Source organism: Oxalicibacterium solurbis, from assembly GCF_014635845.1.
Lineage (GTDB): Bacteria > Pseudomonadota > Gammaproteobacteria > Burkholderiales > Burkholderiaceae_D > Oxalicibacterium > Oxalicibacterium solurbis.
The window spans coordinates 961,949-984,371 of the sequence record NZ_BMDP01000001.1; the positions used below are offsets into that span (position 1 = coordinate 961,949).

Annotated in this window: 19 protein-coding genes and 1 tRNA gene; 16 read left to right on the forward strand and 4 right to left on the reverse strand. The window is 60.7% G+C overall.

Annotated elements, in window-relative coordinates; translation table 11 throughout:
- Positions 1 to 14: 14 nt before the first annotated feature.
- Positions 15 to 503 (reverse strand): YqaA family protein, encoded by a 489-nt coding sequence (locus IEV40_RS04585; protein WP_188419752.1) that lies wholly within the window; start codon positions 501 to 503, stop codon positions 15 to 17.
- A gap of 158 nt (positions 504 to 661) precedes the next feature.
- On the opposite strand from IEV40_RS04585, the gene ilvA reads away from it, so the two are divergent.
- From ilvA to IEV40_RS04640, 11 genes are all read left to right on the forward strand, one after another.
- Positions 662 to 2,185 (forward strand): threonine ammonia-lyase, biosynthetic, encoded by a 1,524-nt coding sequence (gene ilvA / locus IEV40_RS04590; RefSeq protein WP_188419753.1) that lies wholly within the window; start codon positions 662 to 664, stop codon positions 2,183 to 2,185.
- A gap of 231 nt (positions 2,186 to 2,416) precedes the next feature.
- Complete coding sequence (locus IEV40_RS04595) at positions 2,417 to 5,890, forward strand: response regulator (RefSeq protein WP_188419754.1); 3,474 nt, start codon at positions 2,417 to 2,419, stop codon at positions 5,888 to 5,890.
- A gap of 1 nt (position 5,891) precedes the next feature.
- Positions 5,892 to 6,719, forward strand: a complete 828-nt coding sequence (locus IEV40_RS04600) for a CheR family methyltransferase (RefSeq protein WP_188419755.1) — start codon at positions 5,892 to 5,894, stop codon at positions 6,717 to 6,719.
- A gap of 13 nt (positions 6,720 to 6,732) precedes the next feature.
- On the forward strand, positions 6,733 to 7,329 hold the full coding sequence (locus IEV40_RS04605; protein WP_188419756.1) for a chemotaxis protein CheB: 597 nt from the start codon (positions 6,733 to 6,735) through the stop codon (positions 7,327 to 7,329).
- A complete protein-coding gene (locus IEV40_RS04610) occupies positions 7,319 to 8,530 on the forward strand; it encodes a hybrid sensor histidine kinase/response regulator (protein ID WP_188419757.1) in 1,212 nt (403 codons plus the stop codon). Before IEV40_RS04605 ends, IEV40_RS04610 begins: the two co-directional genes overlap by 11 nt.
- Before the next feature lie 25 nt (positions 8,531 to 8,555).
- Entirely contained in the window at positions 8,556 to 8,882 is a 327-nt protein-coding gene (locus tag IEV40_RS04615) for a thioredoxin family protein (protein ID WP_188419758.1), read from the forward strand.
- A 106-nt stretch (positions 8,883 to 8,988) separates the two neighbouring features.
- On the forward strand, positions 8,989 to 9,825 hold the full coding sequence (gene queF, locus IEV40_RS04620; RefSeq protein ID WP_188419759.1) for an NADPH-dependent 7-cyano-7-deazaguanine reductase QueF: 837 nt from the start codon (positions 8,989 to 8,991) through the stop codon (positions 9,823 to 9,825).
- Between the two features lie 214 nt (positions 9,826 to 10,039).
- Complete coding sequence (locus IEV40_RS04625) at positions 10,040 to 10,513, forward strand: PTS sugar transporter subunit IIA (protein WP_188419760.1); 474 nt, start codon at positions 10,040 to 10,042, stop codon at positions 10,511 to 10,513.
- 27 nt (positions 10,514 to 10,540) lie between these two features.
- On the forward strand, positions 10,541 to 11,482 hold the full coding sequence (gene hprK / locus IEV40_RS04630) for an HPr(Ser) kinase/phosphatase (RefSeq protein WP_188419761.1): 942 nt from the start codon (positions 10,541 to 10,543) through the stop codon (positions 11,480 to 11,482).
- 213 nt (positions 11,483 to 11,695) lie between these two features.
- A complete protein-coding gene (gene rapZ, locus IEV40_RS04635; RefSeq protein WP_188419762.1) occupies positions 11,696 to 12,559 on the forward strand; it encodes an RNase adapter RapZ in 864 nt (287 codons plus the stop codon).
- A gap of 139 nt (positions 12,560 to 12,698) precedes the next feature.
- On the forward strand, positions 12,699 to 13,352 hold the full coding sequence (locus IEV40_RS04640; RefSeq protein WP_188419763.1) for an LON peptidase substrate-binding domain-containing protein: 654 nt from the start codon (positions 12,699 to 12,701) through the stop codon (positions 13,350 to 13,352).
- A 25-nt stretch (positions 13,353 to 13,377) separates the two neighbouring features.
- Here the strand turns inward: IEV40_RS04640 and mutY are convergent, their stop codons facing one another.
- The 3 genes from mutY to mutM all read right to left on the reverse strand — a co-directional run bounded on the left by mutY (position 13,378) and on the right by mutM (position 17,463).
- Positions 13,378 to 14,526, reverse strand: a complete 1,149-nt coding sequence (gene mutY / locus IEV40_RS04645) for an A/G-specific adenine glycosylase (RefSeq protein WP_188419764.1) — start codon at positions 14,524 to 14,526, stop codon at positions 13,378 to 13,380.
- Positions 14,527 to 16,467, reverse strand: coding sequence for a dynamin family protein (locus IEV40_RS04650; RefSeq protein WP_188419765.1), 1,941 nt, complete (start codon positions 16,465 to 16,467; stop codon positions 14,527 to 14,529).
- Positions 16,468 to 16,641: 174 nt separating this feature from the next.
- Positions 16,642 to 17,463 carry a bifunctional DNA-formamidopyrimidine glycosylase/DNA-(apurinic or apyrimidinic site) lyase gene (gene mutM / locus IEV40_RS04655; RefSeq protein ID WP_188419766.1) on the reverse strand — a complete coding sequence of 274 codons (822 nt, stop codon included), beginning with the start codon at positions 17,461 to 17,463 and terminating at the stop codon, positions 16,642 to 16,644.
- 159 nt (positions 17,464 to 17,622) lie between these two features.
- On the opposite strand from mutM, the gene IEV40_RS04660 reads away from it, so the two are divergent.
- From IEV40_RS04660 to IEV40_RS04680, 5 genes are all read left to right on the forward strand, one after another.
- Positions 17,623 to 19,392, forward strand: coding sequence for a tetratricopeptide repeat protein (locus IEV40_RS04660; protein WP_188419767.1), 1,770 nt, complete (start codon positions 17,623 to 17,625; stop codon positions 19,390 to 19,392).
- A 147-nt stretch (positions 19,393 to 19,539) separates the two neighbouring features.
- Positions 19,540 to 20,178, forward strand: a complete 639-nt coding sequence (gene lolB / locus IEV40_RS04665; RefSeq protein ID WP_188419768.1) for a lipoprotein insertase outer membrane protein LolB — start codon at positions 19,540 to 19,542, stop codon at positions 20,176 to 20,178.
- A 39-nt stretch (positions 20,179 to 20,217) separates the two neighbouring features.
- Positions 20,218 to 21,096: a 4-(cytidine 5'-diphospho)-2-C-methyl-D-erythritol kinase gene (gene ispE, locus IEV40_RS04670; RefSeq protein WP_188419769.1), complete on the forward strand. Its 879-nt coding sequence runs from the start codon at positions 20,218 to 20,220 to the stop codon at positions 21,094 to 21,096.
- 66 nt (positions 21,097 to 21,162) lie between these two features.
- Positions 21,163 to 21,239, forward strand: a tRNA-Gln gene (locus tag IEV40_RS04675).
- Between the two features lie 125 nt (positions 21,240 to 21,364).
- On the forward strand, positions 21,365 to 22,315 hold the full coding sequence (locus IEV40_RS04680; RefSeq protein ID WP_188419770.1) for a ribose-phosphate pyrophosphokinase: 951 nt from the start codon (positions 21,365 to 21,367) through the stop codon (positions 22,313 to 22,315).
- Positions 22,316 to 22,423 lie beyond the last annotated feature (108 nt).

Below are 22,423 nucleotides of genomic sequence, written 5' to 3' on the forward strand. Positions count from 1 at the left end.
GCCCAACCTCGGCGCTAGAACAGATGCACCAGCGCATGCCAGAATCCGTCCGGCACGAACAGCAGCAATCCGGTCATCGTCAGGTAACGCAAGAACTTGCCGATCGCCATATAGACCACGCACTCCCAGAATGGCAGCTTCAACCAGCCGGCCAGCAGGCAGATCGGATCGCCGATGCCCGGCAGCCACGACAGCACCATCGTCTTCGCGCCGTAGCGCTGCAGCCAGCCGAACCAGCGCGTTTCCCGTTCCCTTGCAAACACCCGCTTGGCGCCATATCCCATCCAGTAATCGATGATGCCGCCCATTGTGTTGCCGGCGGTGGCGACCAGGATCGCCGGCCAGAACAGCGCCGCATTGGCCTTCACGACCGCGAACACGGCCGGTTCGGAGCCGATCGGCAGGATGGTGGCCGACGCCAGGCTGATGATGAAGACCGACCACAAGCCTACCTGGGGAACGGACAGCACGGCAAGCAGCCACTGGACGGCGGATTCGATCATGAAGTTATCGTGGCAGGCAGCAGCGCATTCTGCGCATTTGTGCATTCATGGCAGGCGTCGCTCAAACGTTGAAAGGGCGTCCATTATAATGATGGGCTTCGAAGATGCCGCGACCCTGCCGTGATGCGAATCCGGCATGCGTCCCTCACATTGCGCTTATGACGACCGACTACCTGAAAAAAATCCTGACCGCGCGCGTCTATGACGTCGCCGTGGAATCGCCGCTGGAACTGGCGCCGACGCTGTCGAAACGCTACGGCAACCAGATCTACTTCAAGCGCGAGGATATTCAGAGCGTGTTCAGCTTCAAGCTGCGCGGCGCCTACAACAAGATGGCGCAACTGCCGCCGGAAAAGCTCAAGCGCGGCGTGATCTGCGCGTCGGCCGGCAACCATGCGCAGGGCGTGGCGCTGTCCGCCGCCCAGCTCGGCTGCCGCGCCGTGATCGTGATGCCGACCACCACGCCTTCGGTCAAGGTCGAAGCAGTCAAGGCGCGCGGCGGTGAAGTGGTGCTGTTCGGCGATTCGTATTCCGATGCCTACCAGCACGCGCTGACGCTGGAGAAAAAACACAAGCTCACCTTCGTCCACCCGTTCGACGATCCGGACGTGATCGCCGGCCAGGGCACGATCGGCATGGAAATCCTGCGCCAGCATGCGGGGCCCATTCACGCGATCTTCGTACCCATCGGCGGCGGCGGCCTGATCGCCGGCATCGCCGCCTACGTCAAGGCAGTGCGTCCGGAAATCAAGGTCATCGGCGTGCAGACCGTCGATTCCGATGCGATGGCGCGCAGCCTGAAGGCCGGCCGCCGCGTGACGCTGCCGGATGTCGGCCTGTTCGCCGACGGCACTGCCGTCAAGCTGGCCGGCGAGGAAACCTTTCGTCTCGCAAGGAAATACGTGGACGAAGTCATCGTCGTCGAGACCGATGAGGTCTGCACCGCGATCAAGGATGTCTTCCAGGATACGCGCAGCATCCTGGAACCGTCCGGCGCGCTGTCGATCGCCGGCGCCAAGGCGTATATCGAACGCGAACAGGCGAACAAACGGCCGCTCAAGAACGCCACGCTGGTCGCCATCGCCAGCGGCGCCAACATGAACTTCGACCGCCTGCGCTTCGTCGCCGAAATGGCCGATGTGGGCACCGCGCGCGAAGGCGTGCTGGCCGTGACGATTCCGGAAGAGCGCGGCAGCTTCAAGCGCTTCTGCCAATTGATCGGCCCGCGCAACGTGACCGAGTTCAACTACCGCATCAGCGATGCCAGCCAGGCGCACGTGTTCGTCGGCATCCAGATCGCCGATCGCGACGAATCGGCCCGGATCGCGAAGAACTTCGAGAAGCACGGCTTCAAGGCGCTGGACCTGACGCACGACGATCTGGCCAAGAGCCACATCCGCCATCTGGTCGGCGGCAAGAGCGAACTGGCACAGAACGAACTGCTGTACCGTTTCGAATTTCCGGAACGTCCGGGCGCGCTGATGCGTTTCCTCGACAGCATGGCACCGAACTGGAACATCAGCCTGTTCCACTATCGCAACCAGGGCAGCGATGTCGGCCGTATTCTGGTCGGTTTGCAGGTGCCGAAGAAAGAGATGAAGGATTTCCGCGCTTTTCTCGCCGGCCTCGGTTATCGCCACTGGGACGAGTCCGACAATCCTGCCTACAAGTTGTTTTTGTAAAATTTACAGTCTTGCGGCTGCGGCAGTGCCGTCCTAAGATGCGCGCTCAGTCGCATCTTGGCTTTGCCGGTCGCATCCTTGCGCCCCTGCTTCTGCCACGCGACTGAGTTTGCGCGGCGCCACCGACAAGAGTCACCCGGTTCATCCATTCCCATCCATGCCATGACGCATGGCGGGAAACAGCGAGCCGGCCTGCGCATTCGCCGCTGCTGTCATTCAAGGGGAGAAACAATGACCGACGTACTCACGGGCGACCAGAAGGCGTTCCGACGCATCCTGATGCGCAATATCTCGGTTCCGCTCGTGGCGGGATTCGTCACCTCGCTGGCCTTCGTCGGATTGATCCTCTACCTGCTGTCCGTGATGACGTGGGTCGAGCACAGCGAACGCGTGATCGGCACCACCAACGAAGTCAACAAACTCGCCGTCGACATGGAAACCGGCATGCGCGGCTACCTGCTGACCGGAGATGACGCATCGCTCAAACCTTATTTGCTGGGCAAGCCGCGCTTCGCCGTTCAATTGGGCGAACTGCGCGAGGGCGTGGCCGACAATCAGATACAGGTGGCCCGCTTGAATCGTATCGCCGCACTACATGCGCAATGGGACGAATACGCACAGCAAATGATCAAGCTGCGCCGCACGAACGGCGATTTCCGGAGCCAGCTCGACGCAGGCATCGGCAAGGTGCAGTTCGACCAGATCCGCGAGGAAATGCAAACCTTCCTCGAGACCGAACAGCGGCTGCGCAAGGAGCGCAACGACGATGCGCGCAAGGTGACATACATCGCCATCGCCGCCTTCGTCTTCCTCAGCCTGGCCATCAGCGGCCTGCTGGCCTATCTCGGCCGGCGCGAACTGCTGCAGCTGTCGACCACCTACAGCGACGCATTGCGAGAGCAGGCGGAGCATGCGGCCAAGCTGCAACATCAGGCATGGCTGCGCAGCGGCCAGACGCAACTGGCCGAACGCAGCATCGGACGCCTTGCATTGCCCGCATTGGGCAGCGCCCTTCTTGATTTTCTGTCGCATTACGTGAAAGCACAGATCGGCGCGCTGTACATGCGCGAGGAAGACGGCACGCTGCGCCGCATTGCCGCATACGGATTCAGTCACGAAGACGAATCGTTCGGCCGCCTCTTTCATGACCGCGACAGCCTGGTCGGCCAGGCCGCCGCCGAAAACCGCACGATCCATCTGGATAGCGCACCTGGCAATTATCTGAAGGTCAATTCTGGCCTCGGTAATGGCGCGGCCACCAACATCATCGTGGCGCCGGTCGACAACGAAGGTACGATCAACGGCGTCGTCGAACTCGGATTCCTGCATACGGCATCACCGCGCGATATCGAGTTCCTGACGCTGGTCGCGGGCAACATCGGCGTATCGATCGAAGCCGCACGCTATCGCCAGCGGCTGCAGGATGTGCTGGCCGAAACCCAGCAGTTGAACGAAGAGCTGCAAGTGCAGCAGGAAGAACTGCGCACCAGCAACGAAGAACTGGAAGAACAATCGCGCGTGCTGGAAGAATCGCAGGCGCATCTGGAAAACCAGAAGGCCGAACTGGAGCAGACCAACGAACAGCTTTCCGCGCAGACCGCGCTGCTGGACCAGAAGAACACCGCGCTGAATCAGGTGCAAACACAGCTGGAGGAACGCGCCGTAGAACTGCAGCGCGCCAGCCGCTACAAGTCCGAATTCCTCGCCAACATGTCGCACGAACTGCGCACGCCGCTGAACAGTTCGCTGATTCTGGCCAAGCTGCTGTCCGACAATCCGCAAGGCAATCTGAACGACGAACAGGTCAAATTCGCGCAGACCATCTATTCGGCCGGCAACGATCTGCTGAACCTGATCAACGACATCCTCGATATCTCCAAAGTCGAAGCCGGCAAGCTGGAACTGGCGCCGGAAGAAATCCCGCTGCGCAAGCTGATCGACGGATTGAAGATGACGTTCGAACCGCTGGCCGCGCAGAAGAAGCTGGGTTTCAAAATGACGATCGCAGAAGACACTGCTTCGCATATTTTCACCGACCGCCAGCGGCTGGAGCAAATCCTGAAGAATTTGTTGTCGAATGCGATCAAGTTCACCACCAGCGGCAATGTGGAACTGCACGTGTCGCAGGACGAGCATCGCCAGTTGCGCTTCGCCGTGCAGGACTCCGGCATCGGCATTCCAGCCGACCAGCAACAATTGATCTTCGACGCCTTCCATCAGGCCGACGGCACCGCCAGCCGCCGCTACGGCGGCACCGGCCTCGGACTGTCGATCTCGCGAGATCTTGCCGTTCTGCTCGGCGGCACCATTCACGTCTGCAGCGAACAAGGGGAAGGCAGCACATTCACGCTGGTGCTGCCGCCGGTCTGGCAGGAGCAGCCGTCGCAGAATGAACAGCCTGCCGTTTCCATCAAAACCTCTGCCGTCGCTATCGAGGACCTCGATGAACCGGAAACGGGCACGCCTGCAGCATCCGTACCGCTGTTCGACGACGACCGCGACAAGGAACGCGGCAACGATCGCTCGGTGCTGGTCATCGAAGACGATCCGGCCTTTGCCGGCATCCTGTATGACCTCGCGCACCAGATGCATTACCACTGCGTTGTCGCCCAGGATGCACAAGACGGCCTGCAGCTGGCATCGGCCTGCCGACCGGACGCCATCCTGCTCGACATGCAACTGCCGGATCGTTCCGGCCTCAGCGTGCTGCAACAGTTGAAGGAAAATTCGCTGACGCGCCACATTCCGGTACATATCGTGTCCGCCTTCGACCGTGCCGATGCCGCCATGCACCTGGGTGCGATCGGTTATGCAGTCAAACCCACCTCGCAGGAACAGTTGATGGATGTGTTCCGCAAACTGGAAGAAAAATTTACGCAGAAGATCAAGCGTGTGCTGCTGGTCGAGGACGACGAACGCCAGCGCGACAGCGTGGTGCAGCTGATCGGGGACAGCGACGTCGAAATCACGGCGGTCGAACGCGGCGACGAAGCGTTGCGCCTGCTGCGCGCAACGATCTTCGACTGCATGATCATCGACCTGAAGCTGCCCGACATGCAGGGCAATGAACTGCTGCAGCACATGTCCACCGAGGAAATCTGCTCGTTTCCTCCCGTCATCGTCTACACCGGTCGCAACCTGACGCGCGACGAGGAGGCGGATTTGCTCAAGTATTCGCGCTCCATCATCATCAAGGGGGCGCGCTCGCCGGAGCGTCTGCTCGACGAAGTCACGCTGTTCCTGCACAAGGTGGAATCCGAACTGTCCAGCGAACGGCAAACGATGCTGAAAACGGTACGCAATCGCGATCGCGTATTCGAGGGCCGCCGCATCCTGCTGGTCGACGACGACGTACGCAACATCTTTGCGCTGACCAGCGTGCTCGAGCAAAAAGGCCTGTCGGTGGACGTCGCGCGCAACGGCTTCGAAGCGCTGGACAAGCTGGACGTTTCCGGCGACGACATCGATCTGGTGCTGATGGACGTGATGATGCCGGGCATGGACGGCCTGGAAGCAACACGCCGCATCCGCGCCAATGCCCGCTTCACGCAACTGCCGATCATCGCCATCACCGCGAAGGCGATGAAGGACGACCAGGAACAATGCATGCGCGCCGGCGCCAACGACTACCTCGCCAAGCCCGTACATCTGGATCGTCTGTATTCGCTGCTGCGCGTCTGGATGCCGAACATGGAACGCATCTGACATGCCGCACCGGAACATTGCCAACGTCGATATCGAATTGCGCCTGCTGATGGAGGCGATCTATCTGAAGTACAGCTACGATTTCCGCGACTATGCCGGCACGTCGCAGAAGCGGCGCGTGCTGCATGCATTGCGCCAGTTGAACTGCCCGACGATTTCCGCGCTGCAGGAAAAAATACTGCACGATCCCGGCATCTTCATGCAATTGCTGCAATACCTGACAATTCCGGTCAGCCAGATGTTTCGCGATCCGGAATACTTCCTGGCATTGCGGCGCGAAGTCGTTCCCTTCCTGAAGACCTATCCGTCGCTGAAGATCTGGATTGCCGGCTGCAGCACCGGCGAGGAAGTCTATTCGATGGCGATCCTGCTGAAGGAGGAAGACCTGCTGGACCGTACCATCCTCTATGCCACCGACATCAATCCCGAATCGCTGGACAAGGCGCGCAAGGGCGTATTCGCGCTCGAACACCTGAAAACCTACACTGCCAACTATCAGAAGGCGGGCGGCACGCGTGCATTTTCCGATTACTACACTGCCGCCTATGACGCTGCGCTGTTCGATCGCTCGCTGATCGAGAACATCACCTTCGCCGACCACAGTCTGGCGACCGACAGCGTGTTCGCCGAAACCCAACTGATCTCCTGCCGCAACGTACTGATCTACTTCAACAAGACTCTGCAGGATCGTGCCTTCGGCTTGTTCCACGAATCGCTGTGCCATCGTGGGTTTCTCGGACTGGGCAGCAAGGAAAGCATCGATTTCTCGGCCTATGCCGGCAGCTTCGAACCGCTCATCCGCAAGGAGCGGATATTCCGCAAACTCTGAACGGCGAATCGAGATGACTCCGCGCGATCCGGGCCATACCATCGAAGCGATCGTCATCGGCGGTTCTGCCGGCGGCATCGATGCGTTGCTGGAACTGCTGCCCGGCTTGCCGGCGGATTATCCCTTGCCCATCGTCGTCGTGCTGCACTTGCCGGACGAACGCGACAGCCTGCTGGCAAACATCTTTGCGCTGCGGCTGGACATGCCGGTACGCGAAGCGGCGGACAAGGAAGCGATCGCCGCCAGCACCGTCTACTTCGCAGGTTCAGGCTACCATCTGTCCATTGAGGCGGATCGCAGCTTTTCGTTGAGCTGCGAGCCGCCGCTGCGCTTCTCGCGACCGTCGATCGATATCCTGATGGAATCCGCAGCCGACGCCTACGGCACCAACCTGCTCGGCATCCTGTTGACCGGCGCCAATGATGACGGTGCCGCCGGACTGTGCCGAATACAGCAACGCGGCGGCATGACGATCGTGCAGGACCCATCCGAAGCGCAAGTGGCCACGATGCCGGCCGCCGCGCTCGATCTGTGCATACCGGACGGCATCCTGAAATTGCGTGACATTCGCACTCTGCTTTTGACACTGGACCACCGCCATGCCACCTGAAGAACGCACCAAGCTGCTGATCGTCGACGATCTGCCGGAAAACCTGCGCGCGCTGCATGCACTGATCCGCCACGACGACCGGGAAATCCACGAAGCCCGTTCCGGCGAGGAAGCACTGACACTGATGCTCGAACATGAATTCGCGCTTGCCATTCTCGACGTGCAGATGCCCGGCATGGATGGCTTCGAACTGGCCGAACTGATGCGCGGCACGGAGAAGACCCGCCACATTCCGATCGTCTTCGTCAGCGCAGCCGGCCGCGAACTGAACTATGCCTTCAAGGGCTATGAAAGCGGTGCCGTCGATTTTCTGTACAAGCCGCTCGACTATTACGCCGTGCAAAGCAAGGTCAATGTTTTCGTCGATCTTTATCAGCAACGCAACGAGATTCGCCGCCAGGTCACCGCTCTGGAAAAAAGCCGGCAGGAACAGGAAATCCTGATGCGCGAACTGCACGTGACGCAGAAGCGTCTGCAGAATGCCGTGCACATGCGCGACGAATTCATGTCGGTAGTCGCGCACGAATTACGCACACCGCTCAACACGCTGTTTCTCGAAACGCAGATGCGCAAGATGCAGCTGGAACGCGGCGACATCGCCACCTTCAATACGGAGCGCCTGGAAAAGATGGTCGCGCGCGACGGCCGCCAGATCCAGAGCATGATCCGGCTGATCGACGACATGCTCGACGTCTCGCGCATGCGCAGCGGCAAACTGTCGATCCGACCGACGGAGACCGAACTGTCCGGCCTGCTGGCGCGTATCGTCGGCGATTTGACCGCGCAGGCCGCTTCCGCCGGCACCACGATTACGCTGAACGCCTACGAACATGTGCATGGCCTGTGGGACGAATTCCGCATCGAACAGGTGATCGTCAACCTGCTGACCAATGCGATCCGTTACGGCCAGAAGAAGCCGATCGAGATCAACCTCGTCAAGACAGCCAACAGCGCGCGCTTTTATGTGAAGGATCGGGGGCCAGGCATTTCGCCGGCAGATCAGGCGCGCATCTTCGAACCGTTCGAGCGCGGCGCCGGCAACAGCGTGTCGGCGGGGCTCGGGCTCGGGCTGTACATTTCACGCCAGCTGGTCGAAGCGCACAACGGCGCAATCGCAGTGCAAAGCAATCCGGACAACGGTACGGTCTTCACCGTCACGCTGCCGCTGTCGCCCGAGCATCATCAGGCACCCGAAGCGTGACGGCACACTGAAGCAGGGAAACAGCATGGCCATGAATCACACTTACGCGAACATCGAACCGGCACGCGAGACGATCGATGCGCTGCCGGACGCCACGGTCATCGAATTCGGCGCGCCGTGGTGCCCGCATTGCCTGCGCGCGCAACCGCTGCTGTCCGATGCGTTCGACGCGCACCCCGGCCTGCGGCACATCAAGATTGAAGACGGCCCGCGCCGGCGGCTGGGGCGCTCGTTCCGCATCAAGCTGTGGCCGACGCTAGTCTTCATGAAGGACGGCGTGGAAGTTTCCCGCCTGGTCCGCCCGGACAGCGCCAGCGATATCGCACATGCGATGTCGGCAATCGACGGTTGACCTCAAGTCCTCGCGTCGATGGCGTCGTCCGATACGCTTTACCGATACGTTTTAAAATCGCACCTGCGCCGTCATCGACGGCATGCACTTCGGACAACATTTCCCCATGACTGATTCTTCCCCTTCGTCTTCGCCGCTCGGCAAACCCACCGTCTATTGCGCGCAATACGATCCGTCGCTGCTTTTTTCGATTCCGCGCCAGCAAAAACGCGACGAACTCGGCCTCGCCGGCACACTGCCCTTCTTCGGCATGGATATCTGGAACGCCTACGAACTGTCGTGGCTGAACATGCGCGGCAAGCCGCAGGTGGCGATCGCGCGCTTCATGGTGCCGGCCGATTCGCCTAGCATCGTCGAATCCAAATCGCTGAAGCTCTACCTGAACTCGTTCAACCAGACCAAGCTCGGCGGCACCGAAGCATTGCTGGAACTGCTGCGCGCCGACCTGTCGAACGGTTTCGGCGCACCGGTGCAGATCACGCTGACGACGCCGGACGGCTTCGGCAAGGTGACGATGGGCGAACTGGACGGCATGCCGCTGGATCGCCTCGACATCGAAGTCGACAGCTACCAGCCGGACGCCACCGTGCTGCGCGCCAACCACGAAGAAGCGCCGATCGAGGAAACGCTGGTGTCGCATCTGCTGAAATCGAACTGCCTGGTCACCGGCCAGCCCGACTGGGCCAGCGTGCAGATTCGTTACGTCGGCGCGCCGATCGACCACGAAGGCCTGCTGCGCTACCTGATCGGCTTTCGCGAGCACAACGAATTCCACGAACAATGCGTCGAGCGCATCTTCATGGACGTGCTGCGCCAGTGCCGGCCGCAGAAACTGGCCGTCTATGCACGCTACACGCGCCGCGGCGGACTCGACATCAATCCCTGGCGCAGCAATTTCAGCACCGGCCAGCCGCCGTCGAACATTCGCAACGCACGGCAATGAACGTTTGCATATTGATATTTGCGATACCGGCCGCCGCAAGCATCCGGCATCGCAAACGTCAAGCCGCCACAGCAATCCGTGTGTGGTTTTTAACAAAACGCATCCAACGAACAACAATTCGCCCCGGCTTTCCGGTCATCCCGCCCGTTTCGGACCTGATCGGAAAAAATAAGCCTATAATTCCTCGCAGAGTCCTTTTTTGTGCATTGCATCAATGAACCATCTAAGTCAGATTCTTCCCCCTGCCAATGTCGTGCTCGATCTCGACGTCTCCAGCAAAAAGCGTACATTCGAACAGGTCGGCCTGATTTTTGAGAACAACTGCGGCATCGCCCGCTCCGACGTTTCCGACAATCTGTTCGCCCGCGAGCGCCTCGGCTCCACCGGTCTCGGCCATGGCGTCGCGGTTCCGCACGGACGCATCAAGGGCCTGAAAGCGCCGCTGGCTGCCTTTGTGCGCCTGGCGCAGCCGATCCCGTTCGAATCGCCGGACAGCCAGCCGGTCAGCCTGCTGATTTTCCTGCTGATTCCGGATCACGTCACGCAGCAGCACCTGGAAATTCTGTCCGAACTGGCAGAAATGTTTTCCGACGAAAGCTTCCGCACGATGCTGGCGACCGCCACCGATGCATCCGCCGTGCATGCTCGCCTGATCACCTGGCAACCCAGTCTGCAAGGCGCAGACTGATTCCCGCGCCGCAAGGCGCAGATGCCCATGCCTCTACCGACCCCGCTCTCGATCCAGCAAATCTACGACGACAATCGCGAATCGCTGCAGCTTGGCTGGTTCGCAGGCTTTCCCGGCGGCGAGCGCCTGATCTCCGGCGACGCCACCTCGGCCGCCGACCAGGTCGGCCACCTGAATCTGATCCATCCGGGCCGTATCCAGGTCTTCGGCCATCAGGAAACCGAATACTACGAACGGCTGTCGCCGGGCGCACGCGCCTATCACACGGCCGAACTGATCGCCGGCCAGCCGCCGGCCGTCATCATTGCGCAGGGCCTGGAAACGCCGGCCGACATCATGACGATCTGCGACCAGAAGAACATTCCGCTGTTCTCCACGCCGCTGCCGGCAGCGCAGGTCATCGACTATCTGCGCGTCTACCTGTCGAAGAAGCTCGCGCAGCGCATCACGATGCACGGCGTCTTCATGGATGTGCTGGGCGTGGGCGTGCTGATCACCGGCGAATCGGGCCTCGGCAAGAGCGAACTCGGCCTTGAACTGATTTCGCGCAGTCACGGCCTGGTGGCAGATGACGCCGTCGAGTTCGCGCGCATCGCGCCGAACATGATCGAAGGCCGCTGCCCGCCGCTGCTGCAGAACCTGCTGGAAGTGCGCGGCCTCGGCCTGCTCGACATCCGCACCATCTTCGGCGAGACCGCCGTGCGCCGCAAGATGCGGCTGAACCTGATCGCGCATCTGGTTCGCCGCAAGACGCTGGAAGAAAACTACGAGCGCCTGCCGGTGTCTTCGCAGTCGGAAGAAATTCTCGGTCTGACTATCCGCAAGGTCGTGATTCCGGTCGAAGCCGGCCGTAACATCGCGGTGCTGCTGGAAGCCGCCGTGCGCAATACCATTCTGCAGATGCGCGGCATCGATACGCTGAAGGATTTCATCGTGCGCCAGCAAAAGGCAATGGAAAGCGACGAGTAATCAGGTGCACATCGCGGATGTACATTGGCTGCGCTGATCGGCGGCAATAATCAGCCGCCATAGTTAACGCAAGCCAGCGCCAAACAGCAGCCACCGGCGTCCATCCCAAGTCGGCCATCACCGACTTCAACCACGGTTTCCGGTTTCCATATTGCAGGCCGTCAGGCCATTCATCGTCCGACGGCATTCCATGCTTGCGGTATCATGGCCGCCATGCGCATCATTCTCATCACCGGTATCTCTGGCTCCGGCAAATCGGTCGGGCTGAAGGCGCTCGAAGATGCCGGCTACTTCTGCGTCGACAATCTCCCGCCGCCATTGCTGCGCGCGCTGGTCACCGCCCGTCAGGAAGAAGGCGGCGACATGCTTGCCGTATCGATGGATGCGCGCAGCGCGCGTTCGCTGATCGGCCTGCCTGCCGACCTCGAATGGCTGCGCAACCAGGGGCATGACGTCAAGGTTCTGTTCCTCACAGCAAAGACCGATTCGCTGATCGCGCGCTTTTCCGAAACGCGCCGCAGCCATCCGCTGTCGCATCGCAGCTACGTCAGCGACAACGCAACCGAACGCCGCACGCTGACCGAATGCATACGCGAAGAACGCGAAATGCTGGCCGGCATCGAGGAAATCAGCCACGTCGTCGATACTTCCGGCATGCGCGCCAACAAGCTGCGCGCCTGGATCAAGGCCTTTGCCGATACCGGCCATGCGCCATTGACGCTGCTGTTCGAATCGTTCGCCTTCAAGTTCGGCGTACCGCTGGATGCCGATCTGGTGTTCGACGTGCGCACGCTGCCCAATCCGCATTACGACGAAGCATTGCGTCCGCTGACCGGCCGCGACGCACCGGTGCAGGAATTCCTCGCCGCACAGCCGGACGCGGTCGAACTGCTGGCCGACATCCGCGGCTTCGTCGATAAATGGCTGCCCGCCTTCAAGAAGGACAATCGCGGTTACCTGACGGTGGCCATCGGCTGCACCGGCGGCCAGCATCGCTCCGTCTATTTCGTCGAACGGCTGGCCGCGCATTTCCGGCCTACCGAACACGTGCTGCTGCGCCATCGCGAGCTTGATTGAGAAACCTTATCAAGCGAACCCGACTGCGCGAACTTGACAGCCGCCACACACTCCAATCACATGCCGGCCGCAAGCCGGCATTTTCGTCGAACGCAATGCGGCATGCCATCGCCGCACGTCGCCCAACTTTTCATCCGCCATGCCTGACATCCCGACCTGGCTGCCGCTGTTTCCCCTGCACGCCGTGCTGTTTCCCGACGGGATTCTGCCGCTGAAGGTTTTCGAAACCCGCTACATCGACATGGTGCGCGATTGCATGCGACGCGAAATTCCCTTCGGTGCCGTGCTGATCCGCTCGGGCAAGGAAGTCGGCGTCGCCGCCGAACCGGAAGACGTCGGCTGCCTGGCGCACATCAAGGAATGGGATGCGGAACAACTGGGACTGCTGATGCTGCGCACGCAAGGCGGGCAGCGGTTTCGTATCATCGAAACGCGCGTGCACAAGGATCAGCATCTGGAAGCGCGCATCGAGCTGATCGCGCCCGATGCACCGTCGCCCGTCACGCAAAAGCACGAAGCCTGTGCCGCGACGCTTGGATTGGTCATCGCGGATCTGCGCAACGGCAGCCGCACAAAACCGGATGAAGAAACAATGGATGAAGAAAGGGACGAGGATTTCGACGATCCCTTTCCGCCTGACCTGCGACTGGACGATGCCGGCTGGGTCGCCAACCGCTGGAGCGAAGTACTGCCGATTCCGTTGAAAGCACGACAGAAACTGCTGGAACTACCCGATCCGCAGAACAGGCTGGAAATCATCCATCAATATCTGCTGCAACACCGCATCATCTGAACGCATCATAGAGCAGCCGACATCCTCAAGACAGCAGATCGGGTTCGGCGGCGAACACTGCCAGCAACAGTTTCTTGACCGGCGCCGGCAATGGCGCATTTTGCACATCATCTACCGGCAGCCAGACGTGCTCGCCTTCCGCAACGACCAGCAGACGCTGCGCCAGATCGATACGCCAAGGGGAAACGTGCAGCTTGAAATGCGTGAAGACGTGAGAGAACGGCGCCAGCTTCTGCATCTGTGCCGCCGTGCCGAAACGCGCAACTGCACGATCGGCATCGATTCCGTTTTCATCCGCCGGCACTTCCGGCAACGACAGCAATCCGCCCCAGATGCCGCTGTCCGGCCGCTGTTCCAGCAGCACGCGGTCTTGGTGGCAGATCACCAGCATCGCCGTTTCCTTCTCCGGCACTTTCTGCTTGGGCTTGCGCACCGGCAGTTCCGCCGTGCGTCCTGTCGCGAACGCCACGCAGCGATGCGCAAGCGGACAGCGCTGGCAGGCCGGGCTGCTGCGCGTGCAGAGCGTCGCGCCAAGGTCCATCAAACCCTGCGTGTAGGATTCGATATCCTGCTCCGGCAGGAGCACGGCCGCGCGTTGCCATAGATCGTTTTCCACTGCCTTCTCGCCAGGGAAGCGATCGATGCCGAACACACGCGCGAACACGCGCTTGACGTTGCCGTCCAGGATGGCGGCACGCGCACCGTATGAAAAGGCAGCGATCGCCGCCGCCGTCGAACGGCCGATGCCGGGCAACTGCTCCAGCAGCGCCGGATCGTGCGGAAACACGCCGCCATATTCGGCGACCACCGTCTGCGCGCACTTGTGCAGATTGCGCGCACGCGAGTAGTAGCCGAGCCCGCTCCAGAGTGCCATCACCTGCTCGGGCAGCGCGGCAGCCAGCGATTGCACCGTGGGGAAAGTTTCGAGAAAGCGCAGATAGTAGGGAATGACGGCCGACACCTGCGTCTGCTGCAGCATGATCTCGGACAGCCAGACGCGATAGGCATCGCGCGTGTTCTGCCACGGCAACGCGTGACGACCGTGGCGTTTCTGCCAGTCGATCACATCGCGGGAAAATCCCGGATCTGCTTCGTGTGCAACAACCTCTGAAGTCTTCCTGACCTGCTTGCGGAACGATGCAGCCGCACCTTCCCGCTCCACTACACGTTTCATCTACGCCGCAGCCCTCATCGTGCCGAGCGGCGCCGAAACGGCAGCCTTCAGGTCGTTTTCCAGCCGCGTCAGCTGCGCGCGCTGCATGTCCATGTCCATCTGCATCTGCTCGAACGACAGCAGCTTTTCTTCCAGGCTGTCGGTAGCGACATGGATCTTTTCGATCGATTTCTTGCGACGCTTCAATTGCAGCTTGTGCTCGCCGATCTGCGCCTCCAGCGGCGCCATCACGACCTTCAGCCACGCTTCGACATCGCGGTTCGCCTGCAGCAGCGTCTGCTTGACGCGCGATGCGATCGAATCGAAGAACTTCTGCATCAGCACGACCTGCGGCGTCGTCAGCACGGCCGCCGCACCGAACTGCTTGTGATACAGCCGTTCGATCATCGCGACTTCCTTCATGTACTTTTCCAGCGTGAACGGCATCGGCGTCGCCAGTGCGAGGCCATGCTCGGTCGAGAACTTGCGGTACATCACCGACATCATCTCGCCAATCTCTTCGGTCTTCTGCGACGACTGCTTCAGACTGTCCTGCACCTGTTCGAAGAATTCGCGCACGGCCTGACGCAGGCCGGCCGTGAACTTGCTGTTTTCCATCGCATCGCGCGTGACGCGAACGTTTTGCTTCAGCACGCCCATGCCGAGGCTGGTGAACACCTCGGTCGACAGCCGCGCAAACACTGCACGCGTCGCCTGCAGCTTGAACAGGCTGCCGTCGAATTCGCGCTTTTCCATGTCGATGCGCTTCATCATGTGCTCGAGAATGTTCTGGTTCTTGCCGCGCAGGCTCTTGAGTTCCATCAACTGCTCGACGACATTGCGCGAACGCGACGACAGCAGTGCATGACTGGATGCCGCCAGTTCGGCAACCTCTGCCAGCAGTTGCGAGCGGATGATGTCCTGCTTGGCAGGGATCAGGCGGCTCGACAGCGCATTTTCCAGCACCGGCAGGCGGCTCTTTTCCAGCAAGGGCGCATCGTCGTTGATCTTGCCGACCAGCCCCTTCTGCGCGGAGACGGGAAATATCTGGCGCTCGGTCAGTTCCAGCGTCTGCGCCACGCTTGCGACCTGCATCGCGATCTGGCGTTCAACTTCATCCTCGGAACGCAATTCATCCCACATGCTGTCGATCTTGTTCAGCACGACGAGACGGCCGGCGCCGGTGCCGCCGATGTGGTCGCGCCAGATTTCGATGTCGCTCTTCGTCACACCGGTATCGGCAGCAAGGATGAACAGCACCGCGTGCGCGTTCGGAATCAGGTTCAGCGTCAGCTCCGGCTCGGTGCCGATCGCGTTCAGCCCCGGCGTATCGACGATCACCAGCCCCTGCTTCAGCAACGGATGCGGGAAGTTGACGATCGCATGCCGCCAGCGCGAGATTTCGACCGTACCGTCTTCATCGACCGCCAGCGCCATGTCAGGATCGTCTTCGTCGTACAGGCCGTACTGCGCCGCTTCGGCGACCGGCACGCGCTTGGTCAAACCGACCTGCTTGAACGCTTCCAGCATGCCGTCACCGCTCGCGGTATCCAGCGGCAGCACGGTCCATACCTGGCTTTGCGATTTGTAGTCGCTGGTCGATTGCGCCTCGGCACGCGTCTCGATCGGCAGCAGACGGATCGACGGCGGAAAGGTTTCGTCGTACAGCAGTTCGGTCGGGCACATCGTCGTGCGGCCTGCCGACGTCGGCAGGATGCGCTGGCCGTAATCGGCGAAGAAGATCGCGTTGATCAGTTCAGATTTGCCGCGCGAGAATTCGGCGACGAAGGCAATCGACAGCTTGTCTTCGTTCAGGCGCGTCAACGCATGCTGGATGCGCTGTTCGCTGGCGGCATCGGACAGTTCGAATTCCTGCACGCAATCGCGATAGCGTTCGAGCGCCTGCCGCACGTTGTCGCGCCAGCTGCCGTATTCCTGAAATTTCTGCACCAGATTGCTCACATGAACCTCGCTTCAAGCGGCGCATTGCCGTTATTGTTAACGTCGTTTTATTGTTGTCGTTTTTATTGCTGCCGTTCTTGTTCTTGTCTCGTCATTACCGTCTGCAGGTACGGCCAGCGATGCGACCAGGGTCGCCGATCGCAATCCATAGTAACGGGACACTAGCACCGGCCGTCATTTTTGACAATTTGCGCAATAAAAGGTCGAACGCTGCCCTTGCACCAGTTGACGTATCGGCGCATTGCAAATTCGGCAAGGCTCGCCAGTGCGCGCATAGACGAAATAGCTTTGCTGGAAATAGCCGGACTGGCCGTTGACCGAAATGAAATCCTTCAGCGTGCTGCCTCCCTGCGCGATGGCTTCGGCCAGCACTTCGCGAATCGCCTGTGCCAGCCGCTCGTACCGCGCAAGGCTGATGCGGTGCGCCGGCGTCTTCGGATTGATGCGCGCGCGGAACAGGCTTTCCGATGCATAGATGTTGCCGACGCCGACCACGATGTCGCCGGCCAGCAACACCTGCTTGATCGCCGCCGTGCGGGCCCGCGTCTGACTATGCAGCAGTTGCGCTGTGAATTTTTCTTCCAGCGGCTCCACACCCAATGCGCGCAGCAGCAGATGATTCTCGACGTCGCCATCCTCGGCCGCATGCCACAGCACGGCGCCGAAGCGACGCGGATCGGTCAGCCGCAGCACCTGGCCGCCGATCTGCATGTCGAAATGATCGTGTTTCTGCGGCGGCACGTCCTGCGGCAGGATGCGAATATGCCCCGACATGCCGAGATGGATGATCAGCGTACCGTGGTCGAAACGAACCAGCAGGTACTTGCCGCGCCGCCCCGTGCCGCGCACCGTACGGCCGGTCAGGATACGCGGCAGCTCCGGCGGAAACGGCCAGCGCAGGCCCGTATGACGCAGTGTCACATTGCCGACAATCCGCCCCTCCAGATACGGTGCAACACCGCGGCGCGTGACTTCGACTTCAGGCAATTCAGGCATGGGAACGCAATTCTGGGAAAGACGAAAAAACGATAGCGGCAATATCGATCACAACCGGGCGGCACGCGCACCCGACACGCCTCCCGCATATGCGCGATACGCATCGCCGGGCGGTTCAGCGTAGAATGGAAAATCTGCTATCAGTCTGGGCTTCTTCAATTGAAAAATGCACTCGTCATTGTAACGCTGTCCGCCTTTCTTTCCGTATCCGCCGTTGCCGCTCCAGATCACGATACGTCGCCGAATCCGGCGAAATCGGATGGCGCGCAAGCTGCTGGCAAGGACGATGCCGACAACAAGGAAGAAGCCGGCCTGCCGTCGCTCGAACTGACCGATGAATTGATGTACAAGATCCTGCGCGGCGAGTTTGCGCTGCAGCGCGGCGACTGGCAGCTCGGCTATGTCACGATGATGACGACCGCGCAGCAGACGCGCGATCCTCGTCTTGCACATCGCGCCGCCGAAATCGCATTGAGCGTCAAGCGTCCCAACGAAGCACTGTCCGCCGTCCGCCTGTGGCGCGAACTGGCACCGAATTCCGACGAGGCCAACCAGTTCTATCTGGGCCTGTCCGTGCTGGGCAACAATCTGGACGAAGCCAAACCCATCCTCGCCGCACGCCTGAAGGAAGTACGGCCGCAGGCACGTGGCCTGATGATCCTGCAGGTGCAGCGCCTGCTCGCCAATTCGCAGGACAAGGAAGCCGCGTTTGCGCTGCTGGAAGAACTGGTCGAGCCCTATCCCGATCTGGTGGAAAGCCATCTGGCACTGGCGCAGAGCGCCTATTCCAACAAGGAACCGGTACGCGCCCGCCTCGAAGCGGAACAGGCACTGAAGATCAAGCCCGATCTCGAAATCGCCGCGCTGATGGTGGCGCAGACAATGACGAATCGCGACGATGCGCTGCAATACCTGTCGTCGTATCTCGATACGCATCCGAAGGCGCGCGACGTACGCATTGCCTACGCCAAGCTGCTGATCGACGACAAGCAGTACGACACGGCGCACAAGCAGCTCGACACGCTGCTTCAGGAAAAACCGAACGACCTGACCATTCTGTATGCGATGGGCATTCTCGGCGCGCAGATGAACGACCGCGCGATGGCCGAAAAATATCTGACCGCCTATCTGGCGCAACTGGAAAAAACGCCCGACGAAACGCGCGACCCGGCGCAGGCGCTGCTGATCCTGGCGCAGATCGCCGAAGACCGCAAGGCATACCCGGAAGCGCTGAAATGGCTGTCGCAGGTCGACCCCGGCCCGGCCTATATGGAAGCGCAGTTGCGCAGCGCGCAAATCATGGCGGAAAGCGGCGACATGGACGGCGCACGCAATCTGCTGGCACATCTGTCGCCGGAAGGACAGCGCGAACAGATACAGGTCATCGTCGTCGAAGCGCAATTGCTGCGCGATGCCGGCCGCATGCAGGAAGCGCTGGCCGTGATGGCCGCCGGCGAGAAACGCTTCCCGCAGGACACCAGCCTGCTGTACGACTACGCGATGCTGGCGGAAAAAGCCGATCGCATGGACCTGATGGAAACGCTGCTGCGCAAGGTCATCCAGCTCGCCCCGCAGAACCAGCATGCCTACAACGCCCTCGGCTATTCACTGGCCGACCGCAACATCCGCCTGAAGGAAGCGTATTCGCTGATCGAAAAGGCACTGGAACTGGCACCGGAAGATCCTTTCATCCTCGACAGCATGGGCTGGGTGCAATTCCGCCTCGGCAATCTGCAGCAGGCTGAAGATTACCTGCGCCGCGCCTATGCGATCCGGCCTGACGTCGAAATCGGCGTGCATCTGGGCGAAGTGCTGTGGACCAGAGGCGACAAGGATAGCGCTCAACAATTCTGGCGCGACGCCAGCCAGAAAGACCCGCTGAACGATCTGCTGAAAAGCACGCTGGCACGCCTGCGCGTCGATCTGTAGATCGCAAAATCGCGCCAATACAAAAAAGGCGGCAATCAAGATTGACTGCCGCCTTTTTTCATTGCGACTGCATTGGCAACTGCCTGACTATCCTGGTTAATTAATTACCCAATTACCCTATTAACTGCTCTTTCCGACATCGACACAATGACGAATCTTCTCCGCCTGCGTTCACCATTTGGCATTGCCACGCTCGCGCTGCCGATACTGCTGATGGCGGGCTGCGCAGAACTTGCGCCGCGCACCGATACCGACGTCACGGCACAGGCCACGACGCCACACCGTTATCGCAACACGCTCGACCTGGACGGCCGCCTGTCCGTTCAGTATCAGCGCAACAATCAGGATGAAGCGCTGCACGGCAGCTTCACGTGGCGCCAGACCGCGCAGCGCAATGCGATCACGCTGCTGTCGCCGCTCGGGCAAACACTGGCCACGATCACGGTCGAACCCGGCAGCGCCACCCTGACGGAATCCGGCAAGGCACCACGCACAGCATCCGATGTCGACGCGCTGGCGGCGCAATCGCTGGGCTGGCCGCTACCTGTCGCCGGCTTGCGCAACTGGCTGCAGGGATACGCCACCGATGCAAACGGCAAGCGTTTCATCGCCTCGCCGAACGCCAACAGCGTCACCACCGACGATGGCTGGCGCCTGCATTACGTCAGTTGGGACGAAAGCGATCCGGCCGACACCCACCCGCGGCGCCTCGATCTCGAACGTGAAACGGAACAGGCCGGCAACGTTTCCATCCGCATCGTCATCGACAACTGGCAGACGCACTGATCCGGACCGCGCTTACCCATCACGCCTCATCATGTTTCCATGCCTGCACTGAACGACTGCCCCGCACCAGCCAAGCTGAACCTGTTCCTGCACGTGACCGGCCGGCGTGCCGACGGCTATCACCTGCTGCAGACCGTTTTCCAGTTGATCGATCGCGGCGATACGCTGCATTTCGCCACGCGCGACGACGGCCGCATCCACCGCACCAGCGACCTGCCCGGCGTACCGGAGGAAAGCGATCTGGTCGTGCGCGCCGCGCGCCTGCTGCAGCAGGCCGTGCAGCAACGACACTCCGGTCGCCATATCGACGGCAGGCCCGGCGCCGATATTTCTGTCGAGAAGCAGTTGCCGATGGGCGGCGGACTCGGCGGCGGTTCCTCGGATGCCGCCACCACACTGCTGGCGCTGAATCATCTGTGGCAGGCCGGCCTGACGCGCCGCGAATTGATGGCATTGGGATTGCAACTGGGCGCCGACGTACCGTTCTTCCTGTTCGGCCGCAACGCCTTCGCGGAGGGCGTCGGCGAGGAATTGATCGAAGTGGCAACACCGGATTGCTGGTACGTCGTCATCGAACCCGGCATCGGCGTGCCGACACAGCAGATATTTTCTGCAACAGGTTTGACACGGGATACAAAACCCGTCACAATATCGGACTTTTCTGAGACGCCTTTCGGCTTCGGAAAAAACGACCTGCAAGTCGTGGCCGCAAAGCTGTTTCCGCCGGTCGCCGACGCCATCGAATGGCTGAAGCAATACGGGGAAGCAAGGATGACCGGTTCTGGTGCATGCGTGTTCTGCCCCTTCATGGAAGAACAACAGGCTGATACGGTGCTGGCATCCATGCCCGCCAAGTGGAAAGCCTGGAAAGCCAGAGCGCTCCCGCAACATCCGCTGGCGCACTTGCTGCAGTCGTAACACCGGATTCGTTTGACGATCTCCGCCGCTGCAAAGCGAAGAGAACGGCAGACAAAAAGGTTGTGTAGGGGAATCGCCAAGTCGGTTAAGGCACCGGATTTTGATTCCGGCATTCCAAGGTTCGAATCCTTGTTCCCCTGCCATTCAATCAGGCAGTACCAAGAGTAAGAAGCACAAGTGCGAGCCGCCAATAACAAGACTTTTTCATAGTCAGGTTTTGGCGGCTTCACCCTTTTCACGACACAGTCCACTGCAAGCAGGAATCCCCATGGCACTCGAGAACCTGATGGTTTTTACCGGCAACGCAAATCCGGATCTGGCATTGGGAGTTACCGAACAACTCGGCATTCCGCTCGGCAAGGCCGTGGTCTCGAAATTCTCCGACGGTGAAATCGTCGTCGAGATCAACGAGAACGTGCGCGGCAAGGATGTCTTCGTGCTGCAATCGACCTGCGCGCCGACCAATGACAACCTGATGGAAATCATGTTGATGGTCGATGCATTGAAGCGCGCGTCGGCCGGCCGCATTACCGCTGCGATCCCGTACTACGGTTACGCACGCCAGGATCGCCGCCCACGTTCTGCGCGTGTGGCAATTTCGGCAAAAGTCGTCGCCAACATGCTGCAGGAAGCCGGCGTCGAACGCGTGCTGATCATGGATCTGCATGCCGATCAGATTCAGGGCTTCTTCGATATTCCGGTCGACAACATCTACGCATCGCCGGTTCTGCTGAGCGATCTGGTGGCAAAGGATTACGAAGACCTGCTGGTCGTGTCGCCGGACGTCGGCGGCGTGGTGCGCGCACGAGCACTGGCCAAGCGCCTGAACTGCGATCTGGCCATCATCGACAAGCGCCGCCCGAAGGCGAACGTGTCGGAAGTGATGAACATCATCGGCGAAGTCGAAGGCCGCAACTGCGTGATCATGGACGACATGGTCGATACCGCCGGCACGCTGACGAAGGCTGCAGAAGTATTGAAGGAACGCGGCGCGAAGAAAGTCATCGCGTATTGCACGCACCCGGTGCTGTCCGGCCCGGCAATCGAACGCATCACGACGTCGCCGCTGGACGAGCTGGTCGTGACGGACACGATTCCGCTGAGCGACGCGGCCCGTGCCTGCCCGAAGATTCGCGTGCTGACCTGCGCGCCGCTGCTGGCCGAAACCTTCAAGCGCATCACGAAGGGCGATTCGGTCATGTCGCTGTTCGCCGACTAAAGACAGCAAGAATGTTTTACCCCGTGCCGATGGCGCGGGTGGCGGATGAAACGGCATCGCCGGACATCCGAACCGAATGCGGCTCCGGCCGCATTCTTTTCAAAATCC